General features: G+C 55.3%; 13 protein-coding genes, 1 other RNA gene and 1 pseudogene. 8 read left to right on the forward strand and 7 right to left on the reverse strand.

From position 1 onward, the window contains the following. Positions 1–12 precede the first annotated feature (12 nt). On the reverse strand, positions 13–849 hold the full coding sequence (locus BLU26_RS14985) for an oxidoreductase (RefSeq protein ID WP_092287676.1): 837 nt from the start codon (positions 847–849) through the stop codon (positions 13–15). 286 nt (positions 850–1,135) lie between these two features. Next, positions 1,136–1,735, reverse strand: coding sequence for a TetR/AcrR family transcriptional regulator (locus tag BLU26_RS14990; RefSeq protein ID WP_092287677.1), 600 nt, complete (start codon positions 1,733–1,735; stop codon positions 1,136–1,138). A 556-nt stretch (positions 1,736–2,291) separates the two neighbouring features. Here BLU26_RS14990 and BLU26_RS14995 point away from each other — a divergent pair. The 4 genes and pseudogenes from BLU26_RS14995 (at position 2,292) to BLU26_RS15010 (ending at position 7,900) form a co-directional block, all read left to right on the forward strand. Next, positions 2,292–3,914, forward strand: a complete 1,623-nt coding sequence (locus BLU26_RS14995) for a GMC family oxidoreductase (protein WP_092287678.1) — start codon at positions 2,292–2,294, stop codon at positions 3,912–3,914. Further along, the gene (locus BLU26_RS15000) at positions 3,911–5,401 is read left to right on the forward strand and encodes an aldehyde dehydrogenase family protein (RefSeq protein ID WP_092287679.1); all 1,491 of its coding nucleotides are present in this window, start codon (positions 3,911–3,913) and stop codon (positions 5,399–5,401) included. Before BLU26_RS14995 ends, BLU26_RS15000 begins: the two co-directional genes overlap by 4 nt. 117 nt (positions 5,402–5,518) lie before the next feature. Then, positions 5,519–6,856: an alpha/beta hydrolase domain-containing protein gene (locus tag BLU26_RS15005; RefSeq protein WP_197674496.1), complete on the forward strand. Its 1,338-nt coding sequence runs from the start codon at positions 5,519–5,521 to the stop codon at positions 6,854–6,856. Between the two features lie 96 nt (positions 6,857–6,952). Continuing rightward, positions 6,953–7,900, forward strand: a pseudogene (locus BLU26_RS15010) (IS481 family transposase). Here the strand turns inward: BLU26_RS15010 and BLU26_RS15015 are convergent. From BLU26_RS15015 to smpB, 3 genes are all read right to left on the reverse strand, one after another. Then, complete coding sequence (locus BLU26_RS15015) at positions 7,889–8,899, reverse strand: hypothetical protein (RefSeq protein ID WP_092287681.1); 1,011 nt, start codon at positions 8,897–8,899, stop codon at positions 7,889–7,891. The pseudogene BLU26_RS15010 and the gene BLU26_RS15015 overlap by 12 nt on opposite strands. 97 nt (positions 8,900–8,996) lie before the next feature. Next, positions 8,997–9,385, reverse strand: a transfer-messenger RNA (tmRNA) gene (gene ssrA / locus BLU26_RS15020). A gap of 214 nt (positions 9,386–9,599) precedes the next feature. Beyond that, positions 9,600–10,082 carry an SsrA-binding protein SmpB gene (smpB, locus tag BLU26_RS15025; RefSeq protein ID WP_092287682.1) on the reverse strand — a complete coding sequence of 161 codons (483 nt, stop codon included), beginning with the start codon at positions 10,080–10,082 and terminating at the stop codon, positions 9,600–9,602. Positions 10,083–10,267: 185 nt separating this feature from the next. On the opposite strand from smpB, the gene BLU26_RS15030 reads away from it, so the two are divergent. Genes BLU26_RS15030 through BLU26_RS15040 form a run of 3 tightly spaced genes read left to right on the forward strand, consistent with a single transcriptional unit; the run spans position 10,268 to position 12,426 of the window. Further along, on the forward strand, positions 10,268–11,671 hold the full coding sequence (locus BLU26_RS15030; RefSeq protein ID WP_092287683.1) for a sodium-dependent transporter: 1,404 nt from the start codon (positions 10,268–10,270) through the stop codon (positions 11,669–11,671). Positions 11,672–11,678: 7 nt separating this feature from the next. Then, positions 11,679–12,113: a type II toxin-antitoxin system RatA family toxin gene (locus tag BLU26_RS15035; RefSeq protein ID WP_092287684.1), complete on the forward strand. Its 435-nt coding sequence runs from the start codon at positions 11,679–11,681 to the stop codon at positions 12,111–12,113. Beyond that, a complete protein-coding gene (locus BLU26_RS15040) occupies positions 12,106–12,426 on the forward strand; it encodes an RnfH family protein (protein WP_092287685.1) in 321 nt (106 codons plus the stop codon). Before BLU26_RS15035 ends, BLU26_RS15040 begins: the two co-directional genes overlap by 8 nt. A 73-nt stretch (positions 12,427–12,499) precedes the next feature. Here the strand turns inward: BLU26_RS15040 and BLU26_RS15045 are convergent, their stop codons facing one another. Next, positions 12,500–12,943 (reverse strand): outer membrane protein assembly factor BamE, encoded by a 444-nt coding sequence (locus BLU26_RS15045; protein WP_407920329.1) that lies wholly within the window; start codon positions 12,941–12,943, stop codon positions 12,500–12,502. 91 nt (positions 12,944–13,034) lie between these two features. Between BLU26_RS15045 and fur the strand changes: the two genes are divergently transcribed. Further along, positions 13,035–13,445, forward strand: a complete 411-nt coding sequence (gene fur / locus BLU26_RS15050; RefSeq protein ID WP_092288516.1) for a ferric iron uptake transcriptional regulator — start codon at positions 13,035–13,037, stop codon at positions 13,443–13,445. Between the two features lie 71 nt (positions 13,446–13,516). On the opposite strand, the gene recN is transcribed toward fur, so the two are convergent. After that, positions 13,517–15,190 (reverse strand): DNA repair protein RecN, encoded by a 1,674-nt coding sequence (gene recN / locus BLU26_RS15055; RefSeq protein ID WP_092287686.1) that lies wholly within the window; start codon positions 15,188–15,190, stop codon positions 13,517–13,519. Between the last annotated feature and the right edge of the window lie 63 nt (positions 15,191–15,253).

Below are 15,253 nucleotides of genomic sequence, written 5' to 3' on the forward strand. Positions count from 1 at the left end.
AATTTGTATTACTTAGCCGTTGTCAGTAGAGCGGGACAAATTTTCCCAGCTCTGCAGCTCGGCCCCCAATGTAGCCAAGCGGCTGTTAGCCATGTTGATAGCGTCCGACCCGGCAAGAAAGCGCGGCGGCGCCTCCGCATCTTTGCTTAGAGTCAGTAATGCCTGAGCAAGCTTGTCCGGACCTCCCTTTTGCTGGTGATTGTTGGCGTTGGAGGCAGCGACAATTTTTTCAGAAAAAGCACTGTAGTCTTCTATACCCTGGTCTGCGAAGTGCGCCGAGCTTGGGTCCAAGAAGTCAGTTTGGAAGGCGCCGGGCTGAACAGCGGTCACCTTGATACCAAAACCGTCTACCTCTTGTGCCAACGCTTCCGAAAACCCGCTGACTGCAAATTTTGATGCGCTATAGACGCTAGCGCCGGCCATGGCGTTTACACCAGCGATCGATGAGATGTTGAAAATATGGCCTGACCGTTTTTTTCTCATCACGGGCAGAACAGCTCTGCACATCTCGAAGACGCCGAAGACATTGGTGGAAAACTGATGCTCAATCTGGGTTTTCTGTGTTTGCTCAAATGCGCCGAGTAACCCATACCCAGCATTATTTATCAGGACATCAATGCCGCCAAAATGGTCGCATGCTGCAGCGATGGTTGCGGCTATTTGAGTGCCGTTGGTTACATCCAGCGGCAAAATCAAAAGATGCTGATTTTTAGTGCCAAGTTTTGATTTCAACGAGTCAGTATCCCGCGCTGTGGCAACGACATTGTAGCCTGCGCTGAGAGCAGATTTTGCGATAGATAGTCCCAGGCCACGTGCTGCGCCTGTAATTAGCCAGGTTTTATTTTCCATGAGTCTTCGCTACTTTTAATTGGTGGGTTGTTCAGCAAAATATAAGTTTAAGCTGGCTTGAGTCTAATATTTTAGCTATTTTTCTTAAAAAGTAATATCTGTTTGCGCAGCGTAGTAGCGGGGGCGCTGGCGGCTTTTCGTGGGGTAGTGTTCTACGGATGTTGTTTTGTCAGACGTGAATGTTGTGTTTGGTAAATATAATAAAACTCGGTGGGTAAGATATTAGTCTAGTTTTATCAAAGATGTTAAGGGTCCGGCTTTGTAGGGTATGGCTCGCACGTTTCTATCATAGCCAGGTACCGTTGTTCATCAGGGCGTCGAAGTGATGAATCATCTCCGTGGCCGGGTGTGGATAATCATGCCGTACCCACCATAGCCATAGGCCAGATAATGCGCCCACAAAGCAACGCACCGCTACCTCACCACCTAGCTCGTTCAATTGGTAGATACCTTGGCTGCGATAATGTTCGCGTACCTGAATAAGCAAAATATTCTCGAGGTGGGCAAGTATCACTGTTTGGGACGGGCTATTAAAAAATGCCGTCGTCAGCGTGGCGTGCCTCTCGGTGGCAGTAAACAGCCATCTTGCTACATCAAGGATGACGCTTTCGACGCCAGCGACACTGATAAGCCGGGTAGCTGGAGTGCCAATACTTTCATAACCAGCAACCAACATATCCTCTTTGTCGCGAAAGTGAGCGTAGAAGGTGGAGCGTGCTACCCCAGCTTTCTCAAATACTTCCTGAACCGTGATGTCTCTGAAGTCCTTTTCTAGCGCGAGAAGGTACAGGGTATCCAGAAGCCGCTGCCGGGTGCGGTTTGCTCGCTTCTTATGGCGATCATAGGATGCATGGGGTTCTTCGCTGTGTCCCGGTGAGGTCGTCAAAGGCGCTTTCCTGCTTGTCTCTACGTAAGGGCATAGGATTTCAGAATTCAGCCTGACACAGGGTGTGCAGGTCGGGCAAGGATAACTCTTAGTAAAATTCTACCTTCAAAATCGAACGGTTTCAGAATTCTGTCTGTTGTTGAATCGCTCGATGCAACTCTAAACTTTGCAAGGTCAGAAATTACAGACGGATCCTAACAATGACTGCCAAAAATGTGGACTTCAACAAGGCGTTTGGCGTTCCTGTTGGCACCATGCGACTGCTGAGAATGTATTCATCCAAGGCTGGGAAAACTTGTCCCGCGACTACAGAGCCCTGCGTAAAGGGCCGTCGGCATCTGCCCCAGGTAATGCATTACACCACCGCTCCAGCCCTTTCGATTCCAGCGTATATGGCTGCTTTCCCTGCGTACAAAGCTATGAATGTTCGTCCCTTGATCGCCGTGTGAGTCACTTTTTAGGTTGGCGCTTCGTACTGCTGAACTGCGCTTAGATAGGAAAAATCCAGCTTAAGCAACCTCGGGGCATTGGCGGTTCAAATACAGGAGTGTTTTTTGTGAAAGACCAATTTGACTATATCGTCGTTGGCGCTGGCTCAGCTGGGTGCGTAATGGCGAACCGGTTGTCTGCTGATCCGAATGTCTCGGTGCTCCTGATTGAGAGCGGCCCGGAACACACAAGCCCCCTGATAGCGATGCCTCGGGGTATAGGTAAGCTTCTGACGCCAGGTAATCCGCACGTTTGGGACTATCAAGCTGACCGCGGAGAGGGCATGGCTACGGAGCTTTGGCTAAAGGGGAGGGCTCTTGGTGGCTCGAGTTCAGTTAACGGAATGGTATACGTGCGAGGCGCGCCTGCCGATTACGATGCGTGGGAAGCCGCGGGATGCTGTGGCTGGGGCTGGCAAGAGATGGGGCGGCAGTTTGTTGCCATGGAAGACCATCAGCTCGGTAGGGCAGAGTGGCGAGGGGTAGGCGGGCCTCTAAAGGTGACCATACACCCGCCGGGTGACGACTTGTGTGATGCCATTATCAGCGCAGCGGAGAACATGGGAGTGCCCCGCGTTGAGGATACAAATCATGTAGAGTCCGTGGCGCTAGGTGGCTTTGGCTATCAGCCGCAAACCACCTGGAAAGGTCAGCGTTTCAGCGCCGCAAGGGCGTTCCTTGATCCCATACGTGAGCGGTCAAACTTGGCTGTTGTAACTCAAACAAACGTGCAATGTATTGACTTCAAGGGCAAGCTCGCAGTGGGCGTGCAGATAAGGGGCGCTGATGGACTGCAATCGTTGCGTTGCACACGCGAAGTGTTGTTGTGCGCTGGCGCAATTGAGTCGCCTAAGTTGCTTCAGTTATCCGGTATCGGACCGGCGTCACTTTTGTCTTCTTTGGGTATTTCACTGATCAAAGACGCTCCTGATGTTGGTAAGAATTTGCGGGAGCATGTTTATATCGCAGCACAATTCCGAGTAAAAAAGGGAAGCTTCAATCATTGTTTCTCTGGGTTGGGGCTAGCCCGTTCTGTGCTGAGTTACATTCTTGGAAAAAAAGGCCCTATGACTCACGCAGCCCACGAGGCAGGAGGGTTTATCAAAACTCGCCCTGGGCTAGAGCGGCCAGACGCGCAAATTGGCGTGAGTCTTTTTTCTATGGATGGTGACGGCAAAACAGTCTCCATAGATAAGCTGCCGGGCATCACTCTTGGGGGTTACTTCATGCACCCTCAAAGCCAAGGCGAGATCAGCATTGTTTCGACAGACCCGTCGACTCCTCCCAGGATAGTGGCAAATTACCTGAGCGCTGAGGTTGATCAGGTTGCCGCAATCTCACTATTGAAGTGGATCCGCCAGCTGGCGACGCAACCTTCACTCGCACCTTACCTCGTCCAAGAGTTGACGCCTGGCCCACAAGTTCAAACCGATAAAGAAATGCTTGCGGCATTTCGCCGGTTTGGTCAAACCGCTTACCACGTTGCGGGCACCTGCCGGATGGGGTCGGACGAGCGCTCAGTAGTTGATCCTGAACTGAGAGTTAGAGGTGTGGAAGGCTTGCGGGTGGTGGATACCTCAGTTATGCCCACGCTGGTGTCAGGCAATACTAACGCGCCGGCGATGGCTATCGCTATGCGAGCAGCGGAGATTATCGCTGCATCCAACCAGCAAGGAGATCGTGCTGCATGAGTATTCCTTTTTCGCACTTGGACAAGCTCTATATAAATGGGCTCTGGGAAACGGCTTCTGAAGGGACCGAAGCTATCCTTAACCCGGCCACCGAAGAGGTGATAGGTCATGCACCTGTCGGCGGGCTTGCCGATGCTGAGTTGGCCGTCGCAGCTGCACGGAGAGCTTTTGATAAGGGGCCTTGGCCTTGGCTGGGCGTGACCGAGCGCGCTGATTATATGCGGCGCATGCACGCGTCTCTGGTTGCCCGCCGAGAACAAATCGCGGCACTTATCGTGGCTGAGGTAGGCTGCTCGCAAATGGTCACCCAGGCCATGCAGGTTGATATGCCTTTAGGGCATGTTTTGCAGGCGATTGACCGTTCGCTGTTGGCCGAGGCGCGACAGATTCCTGTTGAGGCTGTACCCAATCAGATGAATCCCGCTGGGCCCATGATCCTAGGTAGCGGCAGCATAGAACGCGAACCGGTGGGTGTGGTCTCGGGTATAACAGGATACAACTTTCCTTTCCTGCTAAATCTGGCCAAAGTATTTCCCGCTCTGCTGGCTGGAAACACCCTGATATTAAAGCCGTCCCCCTATACCCCCTACTCAGCGTTGCTTTTTGGCGAGATCGCCGAGGAGATAGGTTTGCCCGCAGGCGTACTGAATGTGGTGACCGGTGATGCTGAGGTGGGTCGCTTATTGAGCAGTGATGCGCAGGTAGACATGGTTTCGTTTACCGGCTCGGAGACGGTCGGTATCAATATCATGACCCAAGCAGCCGCTACGCTAAAGCGGGTTCATCTTGAATTAGGGGGCAAGTCGGCATTGATTGTCCGCGCTGACGCCGACGTGCAAGCCGCCGCCCTTGGTGCTGTTGCTGGATTGATAGTCAACGCAGGACAGGGCTGCGCACTACTTACGCGTTTCGTGGTGCATAACTCGATCCGCAAGCAGTTCGTGCAGTGTGCCCAAACCGTTGCAAGTCAATTTAAGGTGGGCGATCCGGCTGATTCGAGTGTGATGATGGGGCCGCTTATTCGAGAGTCACAGCGGGCCAAAGTTGAGACGCTAATCGCCAGTGGGCTGGAGCAGGGGGCCAAGCTGGTATGCGGCGGCGGTCGCCCGGAGGGTATCAACAAAGGCTATTTTGTCGACATTACCTTGTTTGACGAGGTTACCAATGACATGACCATTGCGCAGGAAGAAATCTTTGGCCCGGTCGGCGTCGTCATTGGTTTTGATACGGATGATGAGGCGGTCGCTATAGCAAACGATTCGCGCTTTGGGCTTAACGGCGGCGTGATGACGGCAGATGCAGCAGTTGCGTACACAATGGCCAAGCGCATTCGTGCCGGCAGCGTTTACCTGAATGGGGGAGGGGGCACTATGCCGTACGCGCCCATTGGCGGTTTCAAGCGCTCGGGTATTGGTCGAGAGTTCGGACCTGATTGGCTCAATGAGTTTACTGAAGAGAAGTCCATTATCTATCCCGTCGGGCGCTGAGTTCGCTTCTAATCGTATCGGTATGAGGTTGAAAGTGTTGTGGCTAACAACAGAATCGGTGGTCCTGTACTTACAGAGCAACTACATATAGTAGCTGCGTCCGGAGGGCGGGGGAGCGTGGCTCTAGGTTCGGCGCTAAAATTTTCGATGAGCAGCGTTGGCTATACTGAAAAGGAGTTCATTCTCACTGGGTCTGCAGCGTCGTACGCCTCCCAGGAAAGTAACAGCTTGGGAGTCGACGGAAAGTGGGCTGTAGAGAAGAATGGCAGCGCAGCTTACACCACCCGTGCCATTGTTTATCGCCCCATAGATGAGGCGGAGTTCAATGGCACCGTCATCGTCGAATGGATGAACGTAACCAGTGGGAGCGACTCGAGCCCGGTTTGGATTTATACGCATAACGAGCTAATTCGAGAGGGCTATGTGCTGATCAGCCTTTCGGTCCAGGCTGCCGGCATAGCAAGTACGCAGAGGATGGACAGCGAGCGCTACAGAGAGCTATTGCACCCTGGCGACAATTACTCTTACGATATTTTTTCTCAGGTTGGACAGGCTGTACGAACTCAAGCTGATGTACTACTGGGGGGGCTTTGCCCAGAGAGGGTGATTGCAGCGGGGGAGTCGCAGTCAGCTTACCGGTTGGTTACCTACCTAAACGCGATACATCTGCTTAAACCTGTTTATGATGGTTATCTATTGCAGAGTAGGCCGGCTAAAGGCGCACCTCTGGCTATACTGGGTGATGTGGCCGGCGCTACTCAAGTGCGCGCCGACTTAGGTGTGCCGGTGCTGGTATTTCAGACAGAAACTGATATCAATCCTGTGACCCGGCAGGCCGATACAGCCACCTACAGACTATGGGAAGTTGCTGGAACAGCGCACTTTGACGCATATGGCGGAGGTCTCGGGTTACTGGATGTGGGAGACGTAGAAGGCGCCGCAAGCGTCCTCTATGCGCTGCGTAATCCGCCTGCCACAGTGTTTGGCTTTATCTGCTGCAACAAAGCAATCAACGCTGGACCAATGACCTTCGTGTTGAGTGCAGCATTGCACGCATTGAACCAATGGATTAAAACGGGGCGTGCTCCATCCTCGGTGGGGCAGTTGCAGGCAACGAATTTTGCGCTTTATAACCCCTGTATTCTAAGAGATGAACTTGGGAACGCGCGTGGGGGTATCCGGACACCCTTTGTCGAGGTGCCGCTCGCCGCATTGGCTGGAACTGGAAATTCCGGAAGCCAGGAATTCTGCATGTTTTTCGGCACCACGGAGCCCTACACCCCCGCTAGGCTGTATGCCTTATATCCTAATAGTAAGTCCTTTCTTGAAAAGTGGAGCAAAGCCACGACGCTAGCTGTGGAGCAGGGCGTTATCCGGCCCGCAGACGCAAAACGGCTGATCGCAGCAGTAGAAAAACTTGAAGATGACATCTATGGACTGCCCCCGCTCCGGTAGGCATCACTGGCCTAGGTGTGATCTTTCAGTAGGTTGTTCATTCGGGACATACCCGGCAGATTGGAGGTGCGAAACAACAAGCCCCCGGAGCCCCGAATGAACAACCACAAAAATGCCCGATTAACTGTCCATGGTCGAGCCCTTTTGATCACTCGTATCCTTGAAGATGGTCTGCGCCCCTGCGAAGCTGCACAAGCGATGGGTGTCAGCCTGAGTACCGCTTACAAGTGGCTCGCGCGCTACAAAAACGAAAGCAACGATGGGCTGCACAATCGCTCTTCCTGACCTCGCTATTGCCCGCATCAAACGCCATCTGATCAGCAGCAGCAGATCATTGAGCAGCGCCGCGAGCGCCGAGTTTATAGGCATATCAGCGCCCAGGTAGGCGTGAGCGTCGCCACTATCGGCCGAGTTTTACGACGAGCAGGCCTGAACCGGCTGAGCGCGCTTGAGCCTGCACGGCCGACCAATCGATATGAACACGACAACCCTGGCGACCTGTTGCACTTGGATATCAAGAAGCTGGCGCGCTTCCGGCGCCCCGGTCACCGTGTCACAGGTGAGTTCAAAGGGAAGTCGTGCGGCGCGGGCTGGGAGTACATCCACATGGCCATTGACGACCATAGCCGTGTCGCGTGGGCAACGACTCATCCTGACGAGACGGCTGCCAGTGCATGGCGTGCGCTGACCAGCGCCATTCGCTACTACCGGTCACTCGGGATACGTATTCAGCGCTTGCTGACGGACAACGGTAGCTGCTATCGCTCAGCCGTCTTTGCACGGGCTTGTAGAAGGCTGGGGCTCAAACACGGGCGAACACAGCCCTATACGCCACGAACCAACGGCAAGGCCGAGCGCTGGATACAAACGGCATTACGGGAGTGGGCTTACGCTCGATCTTACGACGACTCTGAGCAAAGAGCAGATCATCTAAATGCATGGCTACATCAGCACAACTGGCATCGCCCCCACTCAGCTATCGGTGATCTGCCACCTATCAGCAGGCTGCCGACAGTGAACAACCTACTGGCTTTACACAACTAGGCCTTCCAGCTGCTGATGCGCCTTCGCTAATGAGGTTTCCGTTGCCGCTAGTCGAAGGTTCAGTTGCAAGGTGCTTTCAACTGCTGATGCTAGGCGCTCTTTCAGCAAGGTCGCCACGATTGCCGACGTGGTAGGCAGCGTCAGCTGAAAGCTGCGAGTGGCAAGGATTGGGTATTGGTTTTTCATGGCGCAGGAGGTCATCTCAAGACGATATAGGCCTGAGGTAAGCTGGCGGGTGAGGAATGCTGATTTCTTCGGCGTTGGCCAGCTCAGAGAGGTCAGTGTGCTGTGGATGCGAAAGGCCGCAAGGGAGCCAGGTAGATCAGTCGGAATTTCCGGCAACGCCGCACCGCAGTCTGGTCGCGCGTAACACAGGTACTCATACAGGGCGAGAGCGCGGAAGGTGGCGGAGTGTCTTAGGTCTGCATTTGGCGTGTGCTGCTCAAGCTTGGCGACTGCAGTGAGTGCGTAGACAGCAGCATCTTGGCCCTGCGCGTGATCAGTGATGCCGAGTGGCCAGTCGATGCGGTCGAACTGTAGATTGAGGGCCAGCTGGAGAACTTGGCTGGGTTTGATAGACAGAATGAGCTCGCCGCCCGGCGTGTGGCTGAATAGCGTGGCTCGCTTTGCGCTATCTTCGACCAGGCGTTGCTTGCCAGTCGATAAGTCGGTTTGAGCCAGCTCTGCAGGCGTTGGCAGTGTGCCCCATGGGTTTTTAGCATTTTCTAGGGTGCGTTTGAGCCAGGCGTTGGCTTGCTTCAGACGTTCACGCACTAGCTCTGGCGTGACGAGCGTCGCGCCGGGTTTCTGGATAAGCGAAAGCTCGGCATCCAGTAGTCGGGCAAGCGTGCGCGCCAAGGCGGCATCACGGCCAAGTGACCAGCGAATCTGGACAGGGAGTCGGGGGTTGCTGCTGAGGTATTTGGGTAAGGTGAGGTAGTACTGATACACCCCGCTGGGCGAGGTGATCAGGTCCTGCTGCTTGCGTGAGTTGGACATGGTAGAGCGCCTTTTTTAAGTCTCAGATGGACTTTGTGCGATCTACCAAATCCTTTTCCCGCTGAAACCCCCGGTTTAGAAGGGTTTCATTACTAATTGGTGGAGCCGGGGGGATTTGAACCCCCGTCCGCCAGTCCGCCGCTATTGGGTCTACATGCTTAGCCAGCTCTACTGAGTTAACTCCTCACCGCCCGAGTGGCAGGGTGCTTGGAGCGAGTCGTGTAATGTTTAGCCGCGTCGTCCACGACATACTAGGCGGCGATCCTGTTCTATCTGACAATCACTTCGAGTTTACAGGCATCCTCTAATGATCGCTGGAGCCGAAGCTACCAGAAGTGCTTTCTAGGCTGCTTACGCAGCTAGTTGAGCACCATAATTGTCGTCATTGGCAATTATATAGGTTTGCAACAGTGGATTTACGAGTTCTGTTACCAACTCGGCATGCCCCTCCAGTTTTGTAACCGTCGTCGAATCCAAATCGGCCCCAAATCTTTCAGGTCTGTTACTGAGACGCGATTGTACGCGAAAGGTTCAGTGTGACAAGGGTGGTGCTGTGCGCACGCAAAAAAATACCCTGACGGGCAGGGTATAGGGTGTTGCTTGCTTTAAACCATAAACCGGACTGGTGGAGCGGACCAGCCCTGTTAATTACTCTGACGCGGCCGGTTTCAAGTAGTTCAAAAAATAATTCAATTATTTTTCAGCGCTGGTTGTCGCGCACTACGCGTTGCTTCTCGCGATCCCAGTCGCGCTCTTTCAGCGTCTGGCGTTTGTCGAAATCTTTCTTGCCGCGTACCAGCGCGATCTCGCATTTCACCAGATGCCCTTTCCAGTAAAGCGCGAGCGGAACACAGGCGAAGCCCTTTTGTTGGACGCCGGTGATCAGCTTGTCTATTTCGCGGGCATGCAGCAGCAATTTTCGCGTGCGAGTGGGGTCGGCCACCACGTGGGTGCTGGCGGTAGTCAGCGGGCTGATATGCGCGCCGAGCAGGAAAGCCTCGTTGTTTTTCAGTAACACGTAGCTGTCGACCAGTTGGACCTTGCCTTCGCGCAGGCTTTTCACTTCCCAGCCGGTCAGCGTCAGGCCAGCCTCGAAGCGGTCCTCGATGAAGTAGTCGTGTTTGGCCTTCTTGTTCAGCGCGATGGTGCCGCTGTTGGCCTTGTTGCTCTTTTGCTTGCTCATAGGCGGCGCATTATACCTATATTTATCGGTAAATCAGGTGGCGTTTTGCTGTATCACTGACCTGTTGAGCGCGACAAAGTGCCCGATTTCGGTTGTGAGCGCAGGGTGTTGGCTACGCTGGCTTGTGGCGACTGATCAAAATCTGGACAATGCCGTTCATTTTTCAGGGCTGACCGGGAACGGGTATGACCAACGAGAAGGTATCGATTCACGGGATCTGGGCAAGTCGCTGGGTTTTTATTCTGGCAGCAACTGGCTCCGCCGTGGGGCTGGGCAATATTTGGAAATTCCCCTATATGGCCGGCGCCTATGGCGGCGGTGCTTTTGTGCTGGTGTATCTGTGTTGCATCGCGTTGATTGGTCTGCCGGTGATGCTCGCAGAAACGCTGTTGGGGCGGCGAGGGCGGCAGAGTCCGGTCAATACCCTGCGCAGCCTGGCCCGGCAGTCCGGCGCGTCCGAGCGTTGGTCTTGGGCGGCGATGATGGGCATGCTTGCGGCGTTGCTGATTCTCTCCTTTTATAGCGTGGTCGCCGGCTGGGCACTGGATTACATTCTGGCAATGGCGCGGGGCGATTTTAACGGTATTGATGGCGCCGGTGCGGGAGCGCGTTTCGACGCGCTGACGGCGGATCCTTTGCGGCTGACGCTCTGGCATACGCTGTTTATGCTGCTGACTGCGTTCATAATCGGGCGCGGTGTGGTGGCCGGGCTGGAGCGCAGCCTGCGTATTCTCATGCCCTTGTTATTTGTGCTGCTGGTGGTTTTGCTGGGTTACAGCCTGACCACGGGGCACTTCATGGAGGGCGTGCGCTTCCTGTTCCATTTTGACCTGGCCAAGGTACCCGAAGGTATTCTGGCGGCAATGGGGCATGCGTTTTTTACCCTCAGCGTAGGGGTGGGCTCGATCATGGTGTTCGGCGCCTATATGCCGCGCAAGGCATCGCTGGGCTCGACCATCATCACCGTTGGGCTGTTGGATACAGTGGTCGCGCTGACGGCAGGCATGGCGTTGTTTCCGGTGGTGTTCGCAGCTGGTCTGGAGCCGAGTGCCGGCCCCGGTTTGATGTTCGTTACCCTGCCTATTGCCTTCGGCACCATCAGTATGGGCGTGTTGTTTGGCGTGGTGTTTTTTGTGCTGGTAGCTATTGCTGCCTGGAGTTCGGCAATTTCCATGCTGGAGCCGGCGGTAGCCTACTGGGTGGAGCGCAGTGGTAAAAGTCGCCCCGCTGTGACGGCCTTGATGGCGGTGTTCTGTTGGGTGGTGGGGCTGGGAACGGTGTTTTCGTTCAACCTGCTGGCAGATGCGCGGTTTTTCGTTACCAATACCGATGGTTGGCATTTCTTTCTGTGGACGTCAGAAGGCGGCAAGACGTTCTTTGAAAGCATTGATTACCTGACCAGTCGGATCTTCCTGCCGCTGGGTGGCCTGCTGTTCGTGATCTTTGCCGGGTGGGTATTGGACCGGGAGGTTTTTCGCGGTGAGCTGGCACTCAAGCACCCGCGGCTGTTCCCGGTAGTGTATTGGCTGTTACGCTATCTTGCCCCTGCAGGTATTCTGATCATATTCATTACGGAACTGAGTAAGTGATAACCGCATGACGCACATTCAACGTTCGGCCCTGCTGCCGTATCCGGCAAGCCGTTTATATGACCTGGTCAATCGGGTGGAGCACTACCCGGAGTTTTTGCCCTGGTGTTCCAAGGCAGAGATCCTTGGCGAAAGCGACATAGAGATGTGCGCGGAGTTGACGGTATCCAAGGCGGGTTTCTCACAAGCCTTTACCACGCGCAACACGCTGATACCCAACGAGCGCATTGCCTTGCACCTGGTGGATGGCCCGTTCAGCGATCTGCAGGGCGTGTGGGAGTTCAAGGCGCTGGGTGAGGCCGCATGCAAAATCACCCTGGATCTGAAGTTCGATTACTCCGGGCCGCTGGTCAAGGCTACCCTGGGGCCGCTGTTCAATCAGGCCGCCAATACGCTGGTGGATGCCTTTTGTCAGCGTGCCAAGGAGTTGTACGGTGGCTGAGAAAACCATGGTGGTCGAGGTGGCTTACGCGTTACCGCACAAGCAGAAGATAATCAGCCTGAATGTGCCGGAAGGTACAAGCATGAGCGAGGCCGTGAGGCTGTCGCGGATGGACGAGTATTTCCCCGAACTGGACCTGTCTGCTTGCCCTCTGGGTATTTTTGGCAAGGCGGTGCCAAAGCCGTCGGAGCGACTGTTGCAAGTGGGTGAGCGGGTGGAGATTTACCGGCCGCTGATTGCCGACCCTAAAGAAGTGCGCAAGCAGCGTGCCGCGAAGGCAAAGGCTGCCAAGGAAGAAGAGAGCGCTGAGTAAATCGAGCGGAGCTGAAAATGAAAAGGGCGCCCGGTGGGCGCCCTTTTTTTGTCTTGCGGGATCAGGCGGAGGCTTACTCGCCGGTGCCCAGCGGTGCGCCCAGGTCAACCGGATAGCTCTCGGTGCCGTCGCTGCGGTTGCTTTCCTGCGACCCCATGATTTCTTCGTCGGTGCTGGTGCCGGGCATGAAATCACCAGACAGCCCCACCAGGCGGTTATCCTCGAAGTTCAAACTGATGCGTTCCTGCACGCGGTCCTGACGGCCCGACTTCATGCTGTAAAGGTAGTCCCAGCGGTCGGGGTGGAAGGTGTCCTGCAGCAGTGGCGTACCCATGATGAAGCGTACCTGGCGCTGCGTCATGCCGGGGCGCAGTTGGTCTACCATTTCCTGTGTGACGACGTTGCCTTGCTGAACATCGATTTTGTACACCCCGGGGATAAAACCGCAGCCGCTAAGGGTGATAGAGAGAGTGCATAACAACAGCAGTAGTTTTTGATTAATGCTTTTTGGCGTCACGTGGTAACATCCACTATCTTGAAATGGCTGAATGGCCTTGAATCATACCCGACTGATCCCGCCCTGCGAAGCGCTGAACGAGAAAGTAACCATGGTAGAAAATCAAGAACTCCGCAAAGCCGGCCTGAAGGTAACCTTGCCTCGGGTTAAGATTCTGCAAATGCTCGATGGTTCACAAGAGCGCCACATGAGTGCTGAAGATGTGTACAAAGCGCTGATGGAGGCCGGTGAAGATGTTGGCCTGGCGACCGTGTACCGCGTCCTGACTCAGTTTGAGTCGGCCGGTTTGGTGGTGCGCCACAACTTTGATGGCGGCCACGCCGTGTTCGAACTGGCCGATGGCGAGCACCATGACCACATGGTCTGTGTCGATACCGGTGAGGTAATCGAGTTTTTTGATCCTGAAATCGAGCGTCGCCAACGTGAGATCGTCGAGAAGCATGGCTTCGAGATGGTTGACCACAACCTGGTGCTGTATGTGAAAAAGGCTGGCGGCAAGTAAGCGCTGGCAACACCTGCAGTACCCTGCAAAGCCAGACCCTCGGGTCTGGCTTTGTGCTTTCAGGTGCTTGCTTAGCTTACTGCTGACAGCAGCTTGCGGGCATGTGCCAGGGACTCGTCGGTAAGATCGATGCCGCCAAGCATGCGCGCCACCTCCTTTACTCTGGCCTGCTCATCGAGTTGATCGATACAGGTGCGGGTTTCATGCTTGCTCTGCTGTTTACGCACAAACAGATGTTGGTGCCCCTGCGCAGCTACCTGCGGCAGGTGGGTCACGGTGAGTACTTGCCCGCGGGCGCCCAGCTGACGCAGCAGTTGCCCGACGATCTCGGCGGTCGGGCCGCCGATGCCCACATCTACTTCATCAAATACCAGCGTTGGCACACGTGAGGTTTGGGCAGTAATCACCTGGATACCCAGGCTGATACGCGACAGCTCGCCGCCGGAAGCAACCTTGGCCAGTGGCTTGGCGGGCTGCCCTGGGTTAGCGCTGACCAAAAACTCGACGGTTTCCAGCCCGGTTACCGGGTAGTCGTCGGCAGCCAGTGCGCTTAATTGCAGTTCGACGCGCCCGCCGGGCATGCCCAGTTGTTGTATTTCTTTACTGACCGCCTTGCTGAGGCGCATGGCCTCTTTCTGGCGTATGCCTGACAGTTTCTTGGCTAACTGGTGGTAGTGCGCGCGGTAAGCTTCAAGCTCTTCGTGCAGTTGCTCGGCGTCGGCGCCGCGTTGTTGTTGTGCTTCCAGCTCGTCGATCAGTTGCTGCTGCAGTGTGGGCAATTCCTGCGGCGTGATGCGGTGTTTGCGGGCCAGCTCGAAGATCGCACTGAGGCGTTCTTCAACGTACTGCTGGCGCTCCGGATCGGCTTCAAAATGATCCAGGTAGCGGGTCAGCTCGCCCACCGCTTCTTCGATCTGTATTTGCGCGCTGGCGATCAGGTCGTTCGCCTCGCGCAGCTGTGGATTATGGTGTTTGAAGCTTTCCAGGCGATGCAGGCTGGCGCTCAAAGCTTCCAGCACGCTGCCGGCGTCGTTCTCGCTGCAGACGTTGATGACCTGCTGGCAGGAATGCAGTATCTGGTCGGCGCTGGCCAGCTCGCGCTGCTCGTTTTCGAGTGCTTCAAGCTCGTCATCCTGCAGGCTGAGGTTTTCCAGTTCATCCAGTTGATAGGCCAGCAGTTGCTGACGCGCGGCTTGCTCATCGCCTTGCTGGCTGACCTGCTTGAGCGTTTTTTCGGTTTGTTTGCAGCGCTGGGCCGCTAGCTGAACCTGGCGCGCGAGCTCGCTGGCGCCGGCAAATTCGTCCAGCAGGCGGCGATGGGTATCGGTCTTCAGCAGTGACTGGTGCTCGTGCTGGCTGTGTATGTCGATCAGCATCTCGCCGAGTGCGCGCAGGTCCTGCTGCGGGCAGGGGGAGCCGTTGATGTAGCCGCGTGAACGGCCTTCGGCAGTAATGACGCGACGCAGGATGACCTGGTTGTCATCCTGTTGCAGGTCGCGGGCGCTCAGCCAGTCACGCGCTTCGGCGATATCGCTGACATCAAAGGTGGCGAGAATGTCGGCCTTGTCAGTGCCTGGGCGCACCGCGCCGCTGTCGGCCCGGTCGCCCAGGGTCAATGCAAGAGCGTCCAGCATGATGGACTTGCCGGCGCCGGTTTCACCGGAAATGACGCTCATGCCGCCGCGCAGCTCCAGCTCCAGATGATCGACGATGGCGTAATTGTTGACCGCAAGGTGTACCAGCATGGCTCGCGCTCCCTGATTAAGTGTTCTGGTTGTTTATACAGTAGTTTTGGTTCGGTCGACAAG

The sequence above is a fragment of the Halopseudomonas sabulinigri genome (assembly GCF_900105255.1).
Lineage (GTDB): Bacteria > Pseudomonadota > Gammaproteobacteria > Pseudomonadales > Pseudomonadaceae > Halopseudomonas > Halopseudomonas sabulinigri.